Origin of the sequence: Escherichia sp. MOD1-EC4550 (assembly GCF_963876935.1) — a bacterium.
GTDB lineage: Bacteria > Pseudomonadota > Gammaproteobacteria > Enterobacterales > Enterobacteriaceae > Escherichia > Escherichia coli_F.
Genome location: NZ_CAWNSE010000016.1, coordinates 133,776 through 150,632, shown reverse-complemented (window position 1 = coordinate 150,632; position 16,857 = coordinate 133,776). Strand labels below are relative to the sequence as shown.

Here is a 16,857-nt window from a genome sequence, read left to right as displayed (position 1 = left end):
GTTTCCTTTGATGGATTAGACTTGGTCTTTTTTGTCGTCAACCAATGGGCTGGCGTCGTGTTCTGCCTCGATCTCTTCGGCAGGAAGCGGGGCAGGTTCTGCGTCTGGCGCAACAAAGGTTTCGGTAGATACTGCCATCGGCTGGCCAATTTTCGTGACAGACAGGCTCTCCAGTTGCTCAACCAGATTAACTTTACCCGGTGCAAACAGGTTGATAACGGTAGAGCCGAGTTTAAAGCGCCCCATTTCCTGGCCTTTCAGCAGCGCCACAGAACCGTCGTTTTCTCCGGCAGGCCAGGTCCAACGCTTGATGATGCCTTCGCGCGGCGGCGTAATGGTGCCCGCCCAGACAGTTTCAATGCTGCCAACAATCGTCGCCCCGACCAGAATCTGCGCCATCGGGCCAAATTCGGTATCGAACAGGCAGATCACGCGTTCGTTACGGGCAAACAGATTCGGCACGTTCTGAGCGGTGAGATGGTTAACGGAGAAGAGATCGCCCGGCACATAGATCATCTCACGCAGAATACCGTTGCACGGCATGTGTACGCGGTGGTAGTCACGCGGGGAGAGGTAAGTGGTCACAAACGTACCGTTACGGAAAAGATCCGCCATCAGATAGTTCCCTGCCAGCAGAGCTTCGAGGCTGTAGTTGTGGCCTTTAGCTTGCAGGATTTTATCTTCTTCGATTTTACCTAACTGGCTGATAACGCCATCGGCAGGCATGACCAGTACATTAGGATCGGTATCGATTGGGCGTACTTCGTCACGCAGCGGACGGACAAAGAATTCGTTAAAGGTGCGGTAGCTGGCGGTGTCCGGCTTTTGCGCCTCTTTCATATCGACCTTGTAGTATTTAACGAACAGATCGATAACCAGTTTTGTCAGCCATCCTGCCCGCTTGCTTGCGCCCCAACCCGCCAGGCGAGTAAGCCATAGTTTCGGCAGAATGTACTGTAGCGAAAGTTTAAATGAATTTAACAAGGTAGCCTCCAGGCCATTGTTTTGTCGTTCCTGATCCGGCGTACATGCCGGATCCTGAAAAAAAGGGGACGATTCTAACGACGGTTAGCTTAATTGTCAGTCATCCGTATCAGAAAAGTTTTTACGCGTTTTTACCTGCGCCATGCTTTCCAGAATACGGTGATAGTTTTCGAAACGGGTTTCCGCGATTTTCCCTTCGTCAACGGCTTCACGGATAGCGCAGCCCGGATCGGTATCGTGTTTGCAATCGCGGTATTTGCACAGACCTAAATAGTCATGGAATTCGACAAAGCCCTGAGTGATTTGTTCCGGCTCCAGGTGCCAAAGGCCGAACTCGCGCACACCAGGGGAGTCAATCACATCACCGCCGTGCGGGAAGTGATACAGCCGCGCGGCAGTCGTGGTGTGCTGACCAAGCCCCGAGTTATCCGAGACGTCGTTGGTCAGGATCTCTTTTTGCAGCCCCAGCAACGCGTTCAGCAGGCTGGATTTGCCGACGCCAGACTGCCCGGCAAAAATACTGATGCGCCCGGTCAACGCCTCTTCCAGCGGTTTCAGTCCATCCTGAGTATGACTGGAAACCATCAATACGCGATAACCGATATTGCGGTAGATATCCATCTGCTCGTTGACGAATTCCATGCCTTCGTCGTCCAGCAGGTCTATCTTGTTGAGCACAATAATCGGCTCAATCTGCAAGGTTTCGCAGGCCACCAGGTAACGGTCGATAATATTGAGCGACAGCTCCGGCAAAATGGCGGAGACAATGACAATCTGGTCGATGTTGGCAGCAATGGGTTTCACACCGTCGTAGAAATCCGGGCGCGTCAACACTGAGGTGCGCTCATGCACCGCTTCCACGATCCCTTTGACATTTACGCCTTCCGCCGCCGGTTTTCCCGGACGCCAGACTACGCGGTCGCCGGTCACCAGCGAACGGATGGTACGGCGAATATTGCAGCGGTGAACGTCGCCATCGGCAGATTCCACATCAGCGTGCATACCAAAGCGGCTGATGACGATACCTTCATCAGGCTCGCCAAACAGATTGTCGTCGTAGTCGGGCTTCTCCTTAGACGTTTTAAGACGACGCTGGTGATTGGCGTTCACGCGGCGCTGCTGGCCTTTGGAGAGTTTATTTTTACTCAATCGTACTGACTCCTGGTCGCCCCTGATGGGCAAAACATCTATGATACACGCAATTGTGGATCAATATAGTCACTGTGAATGGGTGGAAAATAGCATGAGTGCCAATGAAAACAACCTGATTTGGATCGATCTTGAGATGACCGGTCTGGATCCCGAGCGCGATCGCATTATTGAGATTGCCACGCTGGTGACCGACGCCAACCTGAATATTCTGGCAGAAGGGCCGACCATTGCAGTACACCAGTCCGATGAACAGCTGGCGATGATGGATGACTGGAATGTCCGTACTCATACCGCCAGCGGGCTGGTGGATCGCGTGAAAGCGAGCACGATGGGCGATCGGGAAGCGGAACTGGCGACGCTCGAATTTTTAAAACAGTGGGTGCCTGCGGGTAAATCGCCGATCTGTGGTAACAGCATCGGCCAGGACCGTCGCTTCCTGTTTAAATACATGCCGGAGCTGGAAGCCTACTTCCACTACCGCTATCTGGATGTCAGCACACTGAAAGAGCTGGCGCGCCGCTGGAAGCCGGAAATTCTTGATGGTTTTACCAAGCAGGGGACGCATCAGGCGATGGATGATATCCGTGAGTCGGTGGCAGAACTGGCTTACTACCGCGAGCATTTTATCAAGCTGTAAAATTTTTCCTGGTCACGTAAGCGCCGGAATCCACTTGCGGCGGCGTGATTTTGACGCTAAATTGAACGTCTTGCTGATAATTTCAGCACTTGAGATAAAAACTCAAAAAAAAATTTTTAGGGGGGTTGCAGAGGAAAAGATTTCTCGTATAATGCGCCTCCCGTAACGACGCAGAAATGCGAAAATTACGAAAGCAAAATTAAGTAGTACGCGGGAATAGCTCAGTTGGTAGAGCACGACCTTGCCAAGGTCGGGGTCGCGAGTTCGAGTCTCGTTTCCCGCTCCAAAATTTGAAAAGTGCTGCAAAGCACAGACCACCCAATCGCAGTATTTCGAATTGCGACAAGGCGGCAACTGAACGAATTCTTGGGAGCTTACAAAAGTAAGTGACTAAGGTGAGTGAAGGCAGCCAAGGCAGTAGCGGTTCGAAAGACGAAGATTAAGCGGGAATAGCTCAGTTGGTAGAGCACGACCTTGCCAAGGTCGGGGTCGCGAGTTCGAGTCTCGTTTCCCGCTCCAAAATTTGAAAGTGCTGCAAAGCACAGACCACCCAAGCGGGAATAGCTCAGTTGGTAGAGCACGACCTTGCCAAGGTCGGGGTCGCGAGTTCGAGTCTCGTTTCCCGCTCCAAATTCTTCTCTCAATAAAATATCCACAGCGACGCGATGCGTTATTGCTGGTTTTTGTTGTCTCTGACAAACTCTTGTAAACAGAGTTATCCACAGCCTCATGTCGTAATCTTAATTTCAAAGAAACTTCGCACGGTGAATAGTATTTTTTTAACTTATTGATATATAGGTTGAAAATTAAGATCTCGTTTTGTCGAGTCAATCACTTGACGATTTTATTCGCCTTGAATTGCAATGCGTTTTTATTTTTATTCACAAGCTGTGGATGAATCAGGCGTCACGCGGTAACCCTTTTTCAATCACCCGAACCAGACGCTGTTTTTTCGGTAGTTGTACCTCTACGACGCACGCATTTCGCCTCTCGATTTGCTGCGCAATCGCCCACGCTATGTGCTCATCAAGAAGTGGGTGCTCACCTTTACGACTTTCCAGCGCTGTCAAAATCGTTTTATCCCAGGGGGCATTGCCTAATGCCACGGCGATATTACGCAGCCAACGCAGGTGACCTATACGGCGAATCGCCGAACCTTCCGTGACTTTTAAAAACTTCTCTTCACTCCAGGCGAATAACTCAATGAGTTCCGGTGCGTGTAGTGGTTTGCGCGGGCTGAAATCGTCTTCTTTAGTGAGTTGCGAATAGCGATTCCACGGGCAGATAAGCTGGCAGTCATCGCAACCGTAAATACGGTTTCCCATCAATGGACGCAGCTCTTCCGGGATCGCCCCTTCCAGTTCAATGGTGAGATAAGAGATACAGCGGCGAGCATCGACGGTATATGGCTCGACGATGGCGCCGGTCGGGCAAATCGTCATACAGGCCACGCATTTACCGCATCCTTCCTCGACCGGTTGATCCACGGGCAGCGGAATATCGACCAGTAATTCACCTAAAAAGAAGAACGAACCGGCCTCGCGATTGAGGATAAGTGAGTGCTTACCTGTCCAGCCAAGACCTGCTTTTTCAGCTAACGGGCGCTCGAGAATAGGCGCAGAATCGACAAACGGTCTAAAATTCAGCGAAACACAATGTTGCTGAATCATCTCGCCCAGCTTTTTGAGTCGGTTGCGCAGAAGTTTGTGATAGTCACGGCCCAACGCATAACGACTTACATAGCCGAGTTTGGGGTTTTTCAGCGTGCTGGCAAATGCGGCGTCAGCAGGAAGGTAATTCATCCGCACGCTGATGACGCGCAGCGTACCGGGCAATAACTCATGGGGGCGGGCGCGCAGCATACCGTGACGCGCCATCCAGTCCATTTCGCCGTGGTATTGTTTGTCCAGCCATGCTTGCAGTTTGGGCTCGGACGCGCTGAGATCGGTATCGGTAATACCTACCTGCTGAAAGCCCAGTTCCAGCCCCCACTGTTTAATTTTTTGCGCTAACTGATTGAGATCGAGGGGCTCTGACATGACGGACCATACAATGAAGAAAAACCCCGTAAGTATACCACACACCGTCTGGCACGCCGACGATATCCGCCGCGGCGAACGCGAGGCGGCAGATTCGTTGGGGCTCACACTCTATGAGCTGATGCTTCGCGCTGGTGAAGCCGCATTTCAGGTGTGTCGTTCGGCTTATCCTGATGCCTTCCACTGGCTGGTGCTGTGCGGTCATGGCAATAACGGCGGCGATGGTTATGTGATTGCGCGGCTGGCAAAAGCGGTCGGCATTGAGGTCACGCTGCTGGCCCAGGAAAGTGACAAATCGTTACCGGAAGAGGCCGCGCAGGCACGCGATGCATGGTTAAACGCGGGAGGCGAGATCCATGCTTCGAATATTGTCTGGCCCGAGTCAGTAGATCTGATTGTTGATGCGCTGCTCGGTACCGGATTGCAGCACGCGCCCCGCGTATCCATTAGCCAGTTAATCGACCACGCTAATACTCACCCTGCGCCGATTGTGGCGGTTGATATCCCTTCCGGCCTGCTGGCTGAAACTGGCGCTACGCCAGGCGCGGTAATCAACGCCGATCACACCATCACTTTTATTGCGCTGAAACCTGGCTTGCTCACCGGGAAAGCCCGGGATGTTACCGGAAAACTGCATTTTGACTCGCTGGGGCTGGACAGTTGGTTGGCAGGTCAGGAGACGAAAATTCAGCGGTTTTCGGCAGAACAACTTTCTCACTGGCTGAAACCGCGTCGCCCGACTTCGCATAAAGGCGATCACGGGCGGCTGGTGATTATTGGTGGCGATCACGGCACGGCGGGGGCTATTCGTATGACGGGGGAAGCGGCACTGCGTGCTGGTGCTGGTTTAGTCCGAGTACTGACCCGCAGTGAGAACATTGCGCCGCTGCTGACTGCACGACCGGAATTGATGGTGCATGAACTGACTATGGACTCTCTTACCGAAAGCCTGGAATGGGCCGATGTGGTGGTGATTGGTCCCGGTCTGGGCCAGCAAGAGTGGGGGAAAAAAGCCCTGCAAAAAGTTGAGAATTTTCGCAAACCGATGTTGTGGGATGCCGATGCATTGAACCTGCTGGCAATCAATCCCGATAAGCGTCACAATCGCGTGATCACGCCGCATCCTGGCGAGGCCGCACGGTTGTTGGGCTGTTCCGTAGCAGAAATTGAAAGTGACCGCTTACATTGCGCCCAACGTCTGGTACAACGTTATGGCGGCGTAGCGGTGCTGAAAGGTGCCGGAACCGTAGTTGCCGCGCATCCTGACGCTTTAGGCATTATTGATGCCGGAAATGCAGGCATGGCGAGCGGCGGGATGGGTGATGTGCTCTCTGGTATTATTGGCGCATTGCTTGGGCAAAAACTGTCGCCGTATGATGCAGCGTGCGCGGGCTGTGTCGCACACGGTACGGCAGCTGACGTACTGGCGGCGCGTTTTGGAACGCGCGGAATGCTGGCGACCGATCTCTTTTCCACGCTACAGCGTATTGTTAACCCGGAAGTGACTGATAAAAACCATGATGAATCGAGTAATTCCGCTCCCTGATGAGCAGGCAACATTAGATCTGGGCGAGCGGGTAGCGAAAGCCTGCGATGGTGCAACCGTAATCTATCTGTATGGCGATTTAGGCGCAGGTAAAACCACCTTTAGCCGGGGCTTCTTACAGGCTCTGGGTCATCAGGGTAATGTCAAAAGCCCCACTTATACGCTGGTCGAACCCTATACGCTCGACAACTTAATGGTGTATCACTTTGATTTATACCGCCTTGCCGATCCCGAGGAGCTGGAGTTTATGGGGATCCGCGATTATTTTGCTAACGATGCCATCTGCCTGGTGGAGTGGCCACAACAAGGTACAGGTGTTCTTCCTGACCCGGATGTCGAAATACACATTGATTATCAGGCACAAGGCCGTGAGGCGCGCGTGAGCGCGGTTTCCTCTGCGGGTGAATTGTTGCTGGCGCGTTTAGCCGGTTAACCTTTGAAAGGTGGCGGGATGATGTATCGCATCAGAAATTGGTTGGTAGCGACGTTGCTGCTGCTGTGCGCGCAGGCTGGCGCCGCTACGCTCTCTGATATTCAGGTTTCTAACGGTAATCAACAGGCGCGAATAACATTGAGTTTTACTGGCGATCCTGATTACGCGTTTAGCCATCAAAACAAACGCACCGTGGCGCTCGATATCAAACAAACGGGTGTGATTCAGGGGCTACCGTTGTTGTTCAGCGGTAATAATCTGGTGAAGGCGATTCGCTCTGGAACGCCTAAAGATGCACAAACGCTACGGCTGGTGGTCGATCTCACCGAAAACGGTAAAACCGAAGCGGTGAAGCGGCAGAATGGTAACAATTACACTGTCGTCTTTACGATTAACGCTGATGCGCCGCCACCGCCTCCACCGCCGCCAGTGGTTGCGAAGCGCGTTGAAACGCCTGCGGTTGTCGCACCGCGCGTCAGCGAACCGGCGCGTAATCCGTTTAAAACCGAAAGTAACCGCACTACGGGTGTTATCAGCAGTAATACGGTAACGCGTCCGGCAGTGCGCGCGACGGCTAACACAGGCGATAAAATTATCATCGCTATTGATGCCGGACACGGCGGTCAGGATCCTGGCGCTATCGGCCCTGGTGGTACGCGGGAGAAAAATGTCACCATCGCCATCGCGCGTAAATTGCGTACTTTACTCAATGATGATCCGATGTTTAAGGGCGTTTTAACCCGTGACGGGGATTACTTTATCTCGGTAATGGGGCGCAGCGATGTGGCACGTAAGCAAAACGCCAATTTCCTCGTGTCGATTCACGCTGATGCCGCACCGAACCGCAGTGCGACTGGCGCTTCCGTATGGGTGCTCTCTAACCGTCGCGCCAACAGCGAAATGGCCAGCTGGCTGGAGCAGCACGAGAAACAGTCGGAGCTGCTGGGCGGGGCGGGCGATGTGCTGGCGAACAGTCAGTCTGACCCCTATTTAAGCCAGGCGGTGCTGGATTTACAGTTCGGTCATTCCCAGCGGGTAGGGTATGATGTGGCGACCAGTATGATCAGTCAGTTGCAACGCATCGGCGAAATTCATAAACGTCGACCAGAACACGCCAGTCTTGGCGTTCTGCGTTCGCCGGATATCCCATCAGTACTGGTCGAAACCGGTTTTATCAGCAACAACAGCGAAGAACGTTTGCTGGCGAGCGACGATTACCAACAACAGCTGGCAGAAGCCATTTACAAAGGCCTGCGCAATTATTTCCTTGCGCATCCGATGCAATCTGCGCCGCAGGGGGCAACGGCACAAACGGCCAGCACGGTGACGACGCCAGATCGCACGCTGCCAAACTAAGGATGATTGATGCCAATTCAGGTCTTACCGCCACAACTGGCGAACCAGATTGCCGCAGGTGAGGTGGTCGAGCGACCTGCGTCGGTAGTCAAAGAACTGGTGGAAAACAGCCTCGATGCGGGTGCGACGCGTATTGATATTGATATCGAACGCGGTGGGGCGAAACTTATCCGCATTCGTGATAACGGCTGCGGTATCAAAAAAGATGAACTGGCGCTGGCGCTGGCGCGTCATGCTACCAGTAAAATCGCCTCTCTGGACGATCTCGAAGCTATTATCAGCCTGGGGTTCCGCGGTGAGGCGCTGGCGAGTATCAGTTCAGTTTCCCGTCTGACGCTCACTTCGCGCACCGTAGATCAGCAGGAGGCATGGCAAGCGTATGCCGAAGGGCGCGATATGGACGTGACGGTTAAACCGGCGGCGCATCCGGTGGGAACGACGCTGGAAGTGCTGGATCTGTTCTACAATACCCCGGCGCGGCGCAAATTCCTGCGTACCGAGAAAACCGAATTTAACCATATTGATGAAATCATCCGCCGCATTGCGCTGGCGCGTTTCGACGTCACTATCAATCTGTCGCATAACGGCAAAATAGTTCGCCAGTACCGCGCAGTGCCGGAAGGCGGGCAAAAAGAACGGCGCTTAGGCGCGATTTGCGGCACCGCTTTTCTCGAACAAGCGCTGGCGATTGAATGGCAACACGGCGATCTCACGCTGCGCGGCTGGGTGGCAGATCCGAATCACACCACGCCCGCACTGGCAGAAATTCAGTATTGCTACGTGAATGGTCGCATGATGCGCGATCGCCTGATCAATCACGCGATCCGCCAGGCCTGTGAAGACAAACTGGGGGCCGATCAGCAACCGGCATTTGTGCTGTATCTGGAGATCGACCCACATCAGGTGGACGTCAACGTGCACCCTGCCAAACACGAAGTGCGTTTCCATCAGTCGCGTCTGGTGCACGACTTTATCTATCAGGGCGTGCTGAGTGTGCTACAACAACAGCTGGAAACGCCGCTGCCACTGGACGATGAACCTCAACCTGCACCGCGCACCATTCCGGAGAACCGCGTGGCCGCCGGGCGTAATCATTTTGCTGAACCGGCAGTTCGCGAACCGGTAGCCCCCCGCTACTCTCCTGCGCCCGCCTCTGGTGGTCGTCCAGCAGCTTCCTGGCCGAATGCGCAGCCAGGCTACCAGAAACAGCAAGGTGAAGTGTATCGCCAGCTTTTGCAAACGCCTGCGCCGATGCAAAAACCAAAAGCACCTGAACCGCAGGAGCCAGCGCTTGCGGCGAACAGTCAGAGTTTTGGTCGGGTACTGACTATCATCCATTCCGACTATGCGTTGCTGGAGCGCGACGGCAACATTTCACTTTTAGCCCTGCCAGTGGCAGAACGTTGGCTGCGTCAGGCGCAGTTGACGCCGGGTGAAACGCCAGTTTGCGCTCAGCCGTTGCTTATTCCGTTGCGGCTAAAAGTTTCTGGCGAAAAAAAATCGGCATTAGAAAAAGCGCAGTCTGCCCTGGCGGAATTGGGTATTGATTTCCAGTCCGATGCACAGTATGTGACCATCAGGGCCGTGCCTTTACCCTTACGCCAACAAAATTTACAAATCTTGATTCCTGAACTGATAGGCTACCTGGCGAAGCAGTCCGTATTCGAACCTGGCAATATTGCGCAGTGGATTGCACGAAATCTGATGAGCGAACATGCGCAGTGGTCAATGGCACAGGCCATCACCCTGCTGGCGGACGTGGAACGGTTATGTCCGCAACTTGTGAAAACGCCGCCGGGTGGTCTGTTACAATCTGTTGATTTACATCCGGCGATAAAAGCCCTGAAAGATGAGTGATATCAGTAAGGCGAGCCTGCCTAAGGCGATTTTTTTGATGGGGCCGACGGCCTCCGGTAAAACGGCGTTAGCCATTGAGCTGCGTAAAATTTTACCAGTAGAGTTGATAAGCGTTGATTCTGCCCTTATTTACAAAGGGATGGATATCGGGACGGCGAAGCCGAACGCTGAAGAGTTACTCGCCGCGCCGCACCGATTGCTGGATATTCGCGATCCGTCGCAGGCTTATTCGGCCGCTGATTTTCGCCGCGATGCGCTGGCGGAAATGGCCGATATCACCGCGGCGGGGCGGATCCCACTATTAGTGGGCGGTACGATGTTGTATTTCAAGGCATTGCTGGAAGGGTTGTCGCCACTACCGTCGGCAGACCCCGAAGTGCGGGCCAGAATTGAGCAACAGGCGGCAGAGCAAGGTTGGGAGTCATTGCATCGTCAACTGCAGGAGATCGATCCGGTTGCGGCAGCAAGGATTCATCCAAATGATCCACAAAGGCTTTCCCGGGCACTGGAAGTTTTTTTCATTTCGGGTAAAACTTTAACGGAACTGACGCAAACGTCAGGAGACGCTCTACCGTATCAGGTGCATCAGTTCGCCATCGCCCCGGCGAGCCGTGAACTGCTCCATCAACGAATTGAGCAGCGTTTTCATCAGATGTTGGCTTCAGGTTTTGAAGCAGAAGTCCGGGCGCTTTTTGCCCGAGGAGATTTGCATACGGACTTGCCTTCCATTCGTTGCGTGGGTTATCGCCAGATGTGGTCTTACCTTGAAGGCGAAATCTCATACGATGAAATGGTTTATCGAGGTGTTTGCGCCACGAGACAGTTGGCGAAGCGGCAGATAACCTGGCTGCGTGGTTGGGAAGGGGTTCACTGGCTTGACAGTGAAAAACCAGAACAGGCGCGTGACGAAGTATTACAGGTTGTTGGTGCTATCGCAGGCTGAATGTGTACAATTGAGACGTATCGTGCGCAATTTTTTCAGAATCGAAAGGTTCAAAGTACAAATAAGCATATAAGGAAAAGAGAGAATGGCTAAGGGGCAATCTTTACAAGATCCGTTCCTGAACGCACTGCGTCGGGAACGTGTTCCAGTTTCTATTTATTTGGTGAATGGTATTAAGCTGCAAGGACAAATCGAGTCTTTTGATCAGTTCGTGATCCTGTTGAAAAACACGGTCAGCCAGATGGTTTACAAGCACGCGATTTCTACTGTTGTCCCGTCTCGCCCGGTTTCTCATCACAGTAACAACGCCGGTGGCGGTACCAGCAGTAACTACCATCATGGTAGCAGCGCGCAGAATACTTCCGCGCAACAGGACAGCGAAGAAACCGAATAAGGTTTCATGCTGTTTTTTTTACACGGGGAGCCAGCGATCCTGCGTTCCCCGCTGATCTATTTAGAGGGTTATACGCTTGTTTGACCGTTATGATGCTGGTGAGCAGGCGGTACTGGTACACATCTATTTTACGCAAGACAAAGATATGGAAGACCTCCAGGAGTTTGAATCTCTGGTCTCTTCCGCCGGTGTCGAAGCATTGCAGGTGATTACCGGTAGCCGTAAAGCGCCGCACCCAAAGTATTTTGTAGGTGAAGGTAAAGCAGTTGAAATTGCGGAAGCTGTCAAAGCGACGGGTGCTTCGGTCGTTCTTTTTGACCATGCCCTGAGCCCGGCGCAAGAGCGTAACCTGGAGCGTTTGTGCGAGTGTCGTGTTATCGACCGCACCGGCCTTATTTTAGATATTTTCGCCCAGCGTGCGCGTACCCATGAGGGTAAGTTGCAGGTTGAGCTGGCGCAGTTGCGCCATCTGGCTACGCGCCTGGTGCGTGGCTGGACCCACCTTGAAAGACAGAAAGGCGGGATCGGTTTGCGTGGTCCGGGTGAAACCCAGCTCGAAACCGACCGTCGTTTGTTGCGTAATCGCATCGTGCAGATACAGTCGCGCCTGGAAAGAGTTGAAAAACAGCGTGAGCAGGGGCGGCAATCGCGTATCAAAGCCGACGTTCCTACTGTTTCGCTGGTGGGATATACCAACGCCGGTAAATCTACCCTTTTCAATCGCATCACCGAAGCGCGGGTCTATGCGGCAGACCAGTTGTTTGCCACCCTCGACCCGACGTTGCGGCGTATTGACGTCGCGGATGTCGGTGAAACCGTGTTGGCAGATACCGTAGGGTTTATTCGCCACCTGCCGCACGATCTGGTGGCGGCATTTAAAGCCACGTTACAAGAGACGCGGCAAGCCACATTGCTGCTGCACGTCATTGACGCGGCAGATGTGCGAGTACAAGAAAACATCGAAGCGGTGAATACGGTTCTTGAAGAGATCGATGCTCACGAGATCCCAACCCTGCTGGTGATGAACAAGATCGATATGCTGGAAGATTTTGAACCGCGTATTGATCGGGACGAAGAGAACAAACCGATCCGTGTCTGGCTTTCTGCGCAGACCGGAGCGGGGATACCACAGCTTTTTCAGGCTTTGACGGAGCGTCTTTCCGGCGAGGTGGCGCAGCATACATTGCGTCTGCCGCCGCAGGAAGGGCGTCTGAGAAGTCGTTTTTATCAGCTTCAGGCAATAGAAAAAGAGTGGATGGAGGAGGACGGCAGCGTAAGTCTGCAAGTTCGTATGCCGATCGTTGACTGGCGTCGCCTCTGCAAACAAGAACCGGCGTTGATCGATTACTTGATCTAACGGCGTAGCGTCTGAAGCGTGGAGTCATATCCTCTGGCGTCGAAAGACAACAGGGATCACCGCATAACAAATATGGAGCACAAACATGGCGTGGAATCAGCCCGGTAATAACGGACAAGACCGCGACCCGTGGGGAAGCAGCAAACCTGGCGGCAACTCTGAGGGAAATGGAAACAAAGGCGGTCGCGATCAAGGGCCACCTGATTTAGATGATATCTTCCGCAAACTGAGCAAAAAGCTCGGTGGTCTGGGCGGCGGTAAAGGCACCGGATCTGGCGGTGGTAATTCATCGCAAGGCCCGCGCCCGCAGCTTGGCGGTCGTGTCGTTACCATCGCAGCGGCAGCGATTGTCATTATTTGGGCGGCCAGTGGTTTCTACACCATTAAAGAAGCCGAACGCGGCGTGGTAACACGCTTTGGTAAATTCAGCCATCTGGTTGAGCCGGGTCTGAACTGGAAACCGACGTTTATCGACGAAGTCAAACCGGTGAACGTGGAAGCCGTGCGTGAACTGGCTGCTTCCGGTGTGATGCTGACGTCGGACGAAAACGTGGTGCGCGTTGAGATGAACGTACAGTACCGCGTCACCAATCCGGAAAAATATCTGTATAGCGTGACCAGTCCGGATGACAGCCTGCGTCAGGCTACCGACAGCGCCCTGCGTGGGGTTATCGGTAAATACACCATGGATCGCATTCTGACGGAAGGTCGTACCGTGATTCGTAGCGATACTCAGCGCGAACTGGAAGAGACGATTCGTCCGTATGACATGGGTATCACTCTGCTGGACGTCAACTTCCAGGCAGCTCGTCCGCCGGAAGAAGTAAAAGCGGCGTTTGACGATGCGATTGCCGCGCGTGAAAACGAACAGCAATACATTCGTGAAGCAGAAGCGTATACCAACGAAGTTCAGCCGCGTGCGAACGGTCAGGCGCAACGTATCCTCGAAGAGGCGCGTGCGTACAAGGCTCAGACTATCCTGGAAGCCCAGGGTGAAGTGGCACGCTTTGCTAAACTTCTGCCGGAATATAAAGCTGCGCCGGAAATTACCCGCGAGCGTCTGTATATCGAGACGATGGAAAAAGTGTTGGGCAACACCCGCAAAGTGCTGGTTAATGATAAAGGTGGCAACCTGATGGTTCTGCCGTTAGACCAGATGCTGAAAGGTGGTAACGCCCCTGCGGCGAAGAGCGATAACGGTGCCAGCAATCTGCTGCGTCTGCCGCCAGCCTCTTCCTCCACAACCAGTGGAGCAAGCAACACGTCGTCCACCAGTCAGGGCGATATTATGGACCAACGCCGCGCTAACGCGCAGCGTAACGACTACCAGCGTCAGGGGGAATAACGATGCGTAAGTCAGTTATCGCGATTATCATCATCGTGCTGGTAGTGCTTTACATGTCTGTCTTTGTCGTCAAAGAAGGTGAGCGCGGTATTACGCTGCGTTTTGGTAAGGTACTGCGTGACGATGACAACAAACCTCTGGTTTATGAGCCGGGTCTGCATTTCAAGATACCGTTCATTGAAACGGTGAAAATGCTCGACGCACGTATTCAGACCATGGACAACCAGGCCGACCGCTTTGTGACCAAAGAGAAGAAAGACCTGATCGTCGACTCTTACATCAAATGGCGCATCAGTGATTTCAGCCGTTACTACCTGGCAACGGGCGGTGGCGACATTTCGCAAGCGGAAGTGCTGTTGAAACGTAAGTTCTCTGACCGTCTGCGTTCTGAAATTGGTCGCCTGGACGTGAAAGACATCGTCACCGATTCCCGTGGTCGTCTGACCCTCGAAGTACGTGACGCGCTGAACTCCGGTTCTGCGGGTACAGAAGATGAAGTTACTACCCCGGCGGCAGATAACGCCATTGCCGAAGCGGCAGAGCGCGTAACGGCTGAGACGAAGGGTAAAGTACCGGTCATCAACCCGAACAGTATGGCGGCGCTGGGTATTGAAGTTGTCGATGTGCGTATCAAGCAGATCAACCTGCCGACCGAAGTGTCTGAAGCGATCTACAACCGTATGCGCGCCGAGCGTGAAGCGGTAGCACGTCGTCACCGTTCACAAGGTCAGGAAGAAGCGGAAAAACTGCGCGCGACTGCCGACTATGAAGTGACCAGAACGCTGGCAGAAGCTGAGCGTCAGGGCCGCATCATGCGTGGTGAAGGCGATGCAGAAGCAGCCAAACTGTTTGCTGATGCATTCAGTAAAGATCCGGACTTCTACGCATTCATCCGTAGCCTGCGTGCTTATGAGAACAGCTTCTCTGGCAATCAGGACGTGATGGTCATGAGCCCGGACAGCGATTTCTTCCGCTACATGAAGACGCCGACTTCCGCAACGCGTTAATATAACGACTGCGGTACAGGTCAATAAAGCCACCGCATCCTCAGGGATGTCGGTGGTTTTCTTTTTCTATAAGGATAATGAATGAATTCGACAATCTGGCTGGCGCTTGCCCTGGTTTTGGTGCTGGAAGGTTTAGGGCCGATGCTTTACCCGAAGGCATGGAAGAAGATGATCGCTGCGATGACCAATTTGCCCGATAATATTTTACGTCGTTTTGGCGGTGGACTTGTGGTTGCGGGCGTTGTGGTCTACTACATGTTGAGGAAAACGATTGGCTGAACAAAAAACAGACTGATCGAGGTCATTTTTGAGTGCAAAAAGTGCTGTAACTCTGAAAAAGCGATGGTAGAATCCATTTTTAAGCAAACGGTGATTTTGAAAAATGGGTAACAACGTCGTCGTACTGGGCACCCAATGGGGTGACGAAGGTAAAGGTAAGATCGTCGATCTTCTGACTGAACGGGCTAAATATGTTGTACGCTACCAGGGCGGTCACAACGCAGGCCATACTCTCGTAATCAACGGTGAAAAAACCGTTCTCCATCTTATTCCATCAGGTATTCTCCGCGAGAATGTAACCAGCATCATCGGTAACGGTGTTGTGCTGTCTCCGGCCGCGCTGATGAAAGAGATGAAAGAACTGGAAGACCGTGGCATCCCCGTTCGTGAGCGTCTGCTGCTGTCTGAAGCATGTCCGCTGATCCTTGATTATCACGTTGCGCTGGATAACGCGCGTGAGAAAGCGCGCGGCGCGAAAGCGATCGGCACCACGGGTCGTGGTATCGGGCCTGCTTATGAAGATAAAGTGGCACGTCGTGGTCTGCGTGTTGGCGACCTTTTCGACAAAGAAACCTTCGCTGAAAAACTGAAAGAAGTGATGGAATATCACAACTTCCAGTTGGTTAACTACTACAAAGCTGAAGCGGTTGATTACCAGAAAGTTCTGGATGATACGATGGCTGTTGCCGACATCCTGACTTCTATGGTGGTTGACGTTTCTGACCTGCTCGACCAGGCGCGTCAGCGTGGCGATTTCGTCATGTTCGAAGGTGCGCAGGGTACGCTGCTGGATATCGACCACGGTACTTATCCGTACGTAACTTCTTCCAACACCACTGCAGGTGGCGTGGCGACCGGTTCCGGCCTGGGCCCGCGTTATGTTGATTACGTTCTGGGTATCCTCAAAGCTTACTCCACTCGTGTAGGTGCAGGTCCGTTCCCGACCGAACTGTTTGATGAAACTGGTGAGTTCCTCTGCAAGCAGGGTAACGAATTCGGCGCAACTACGGGTCGTCGTCGTCGTACCGGCTGGCTGGACACCGTTGCCGTTCGTCGTGCGGTACAGCTGAACTCCCTGTCTGGCTTCTGCCTGACCAAACTGGACGTTCTGGATGGCCTGAAAGAGGTGAAACTCTGCGTGGCTTACCGTATGCCGGATGGTCGCGAAGTGACTACCACTCCGCTGGCAGCAGACGATTGGAAAGGTGTAGAGCCGATTTACGAAACCATGCCGGGCTGGTCTGAATCCACCTTCGGCGTGAAAGATCGTAGCGGTCTGCCGCAGGCGGCACTGAACTACATCAAGCGTATTGAAGAACTGACCGGTGTGCCGATCGATATCATCTCTACCGGCCCGGATCGTACTGAAACCATGATTCTGCGCGACCCGTTCGACGCGTAATTCTGGTACGCCTGGCAGATATTTTGCCTGCCGGGCTAACAGTGTGATACATTGCTGTGTCGGGTAAGCCATTACGCTATCCGACACAGTGTTAAATCCTCGCTTTTTTCCTTCCCCGAACTGAAA

Annotated in this window: 16 protein-coding genes and 3 tRNA genes; 16 read left to right on the top strand and 3 right to left on the bottom strand. The window is 53.3% G+C overall.

The annotated features are described in order from the left end of the window. Positions 1-15: 15 nt before the first annotated feature. Together asd and rsgA are read right to left on the bottom strand one after the other, a co-directional pair. Positions 16-984, bottom strand: coding sequence for an archaetidylserine decarboxylase (gene asd / locus AACU19_RS13910; protein WP_105279055.1), 969 nt, complete (start codon positions 982-984; stop codon positions 16-18). Positions 985-1,080: 96 nt separating this feature from the next. Beyond that, positions 1,081-2,133: a small ribosomal subunit biogenesis GTPase RsgA gene (gene rsgA, locus AACU19_RS13905; protein WP_001672291.1), complete on the bottom strand. Its 1,053-nt coding sequence runs from the start codon at positions 2,131-2,133 to the stop codon at positions 1,081-1,083. A 94-nt stretch (positions 2,134-2,227) separates the two neighbouring features. On the opposite strand from rsgA, the gene orn reads away from it, so the two are divergent. The 5 genes from orn to AACU19_RS13880 all read left to right on the top strand — a co-directional run bounded on the left by orn (position 2,228) and on the right by AACU19_RS13880 (position 3,690). Next, positions 2,228-2,773 carry an oligoribonuclease gene (gene orn, locus AACU19_RS13900; RefSeq protein ID WP_105277360.1) on the top strand — a complete coding sequence of 182 codons (546 nt, stop codon included), beginning with the start codon at positions 2,228-2,230 and terminating at the stop codon, positions 2,771-2,773. 210 nt (positions 2,774-2,983) lie between these two features. Next, a tRNA-Gly gene (locus AACU19_RS13895) sits at positions 2,984-3,059 on the top strand. A 157-nt stretch (positions 3,060-3,216) separates the two neighbouring features. Then, positions 3,217-3,292 (top strand) — tRNA-Gly (locus AACU19_RS13890). Between the two features lie 35 nt (positions 3,293-3,327). After that, a tRNA-Gly gene (locus AACU19_RS13885) sits at positions 3,328-3,403 on the top strand. 233 nt (positions 3,404-3,636) lie between these two features. Next, positions 3,637-3,690 (top strand): hypothetical protein, encoded by a 54-nt coding sequence (locus tag AACU19_RS13880; protein ID WP_010723271.1) that lies wholly within the window; start codon positions 3,637-3,639, stop codon positions 3,688-3,690. Here AACU19_RS13880 and queG read toward each other — a convergent pair. Then, a complete protein-coding gene (gene queG, locus AACU19_RS13875) occupies positions 3,673-4,812 on the bottom strand; it encodes a tRNA epoxyqueuosine(34) reductase QueG (protein WP_105279054.1) in 1,140 nt (379 codons plus the stop codon). The genes AACU19_RS13880 and queG overlap by 18 nt on opposite strands. Here queG and nnr point away from each other — a divergent pair. The 11 genes from nnr to purA all read left to right on the top strand — a co-directional run bounded on the left by nnr (position 4,811) and on the right by purA (position 16,731). Next, positions 4,811-6,358 carry a bifunctional ADP-dependent NAD(P)H-hydrate dehydratase/NAD(P)H-hydrate epimerase gene (gene nnr / locus AACU19_RS13870; protein WP_105279053.1) on the top strand — a complete coding sequence of 516 codons (1,548 nt, stop codon included), beginning with the start codon at positions 4,811-4,813 and terminating at the stop codon, positions 6,356-6,358. The two genes, queG and nnr, sit on opposite strands and share 2 nt — an antisense overlap. Next, a complete protein-coding gene (gene tsaE / locus AACU19_RS13865; protein ID WP_000981977.1) occupies positions 6,330-6,791 on the top strand; it encodes a tRNA (adenosine(37)-N6)-threonylcarbamoyltransferase complex ATPase subunit type 1 TsaE in 462 nt (153 codons plus the stop codon). Before nnr ends, tsaE begins: the two co-directional genes overlap by 29 nt. Before the next feature lie 18 nt (positions 6,792-6,809). After that, entirely contained in the window at positions 6,810-8,147 is a 1,338-nt protein-coding gene (gene amiB, locus AACU19_RS13860) for an N-acetylmuramoyl-L-alanine amidase AmiB (protein ID WP_105279052.1), read from the top strand. A gap of 9 nt (positions 8,148-8,156) precedes the next feature. Beyond that, positions 8,157-10,004, top strand: a complete 1,848-nt coding sequence (mutL, locus tag AACU19_RS13855) for a DNA mismatch repair endonuclease MutL (RefSeq protein ID WP_105279051.1) — start codon at positions 8,157-8,159, stop codon at positions 10,002-10,004. After that, positions 9,997-10,947: a tRNA (adenosine(37)-N6)-dimethylallyltransferase MiaA gene (gene miaA, locus AACU19_RS13850; protein ID WP_001280339.1), complete on the top strand. Its 951-nt coding sequence runs from the start codon at positions 9,997-9,999 to the stop codon at positions 10,945-10,947. Before mutL ends, miaA begins: the two co-directional genes overlap by 8 nt. Before the next feature lie 85 nt (positions 10,948-11,032). Beyond that, positions 11,033-11,341 (top strand): RNA chaperone Hfq, encoded by a 309-nt coding sequence (gene hfq, locus AACU19_RS13845; protein WP_001051883.1) that lies wholly within the window; start codon positions 11,033-11,035, stop codon positions 11,339-11,341. A 76-nt stretch (positions 11,342-11,417) separates the two neighbouring features. Then, complete coding sequence (hflX, locus tag AACU19_RS13840) at positions 11,418-12,698, top strand: ribosome rescue GTPase HflX (protein ID WP_000460360.1); 1,281 nt, start codon at positions 11,418-11,420, stop codon at positions 12,696-12,698. An 85-nt stretch (positions 12,699-12,783) separates the two neighbouring features. Further along, positions 12,784-14,043, top strand: a complete 1,260-nt coding sequence (gene hflK / locus AACU19_RS13835; RefSeq protein WP_000312477.1) for an FtsH protease activity modulator HflK — start codon at positions 12,784-12,786, stop codon at positions 14,041-14,043. A 2-nt stretch (positions 14,044-14,045) separates the two neighbouring features. After that, positions 14,046-15,050: a protease modulator HflC gene (gene hflC / locus AACU19_RS13830; RefSeq protein WP_001232412.1), complete on the top strand. Its 1,005-nt coding sequence runs from the start codon at positions 14,046-14,048 to the stop codon at positions 15,048-15,050. A gap of 81 nt (positions 15,051-15,131) precedes the next feature. Continuing rightward, the gene (locus tag AACU19_RS13825; RefSeq protein WP_001089292.1) at positions 15,132-15,329 is read left to right on the top strand and encodes a DUF2065 domain-containing protein; all 198 of its coding nucleotides are present in this window, start codon (positions 15,132-15,134) and stop codon (positions 15,327-15,329) included. A gap of 103 nt (positions 15,330-15,432) precedes the next feature. Beyond that, positions 15,433-16,731, top strand: a complete 1,299-nt coding sequence (gene purA, locus AACU19_RS13820) for an adenylosuccinate synthase (protein WP_000527955.1) — start codon at positions 15,433-15,435, stop codon at positions 16,729-16,731. Positions 16,732-16,857: the final 126 nt, after the last annotated feature.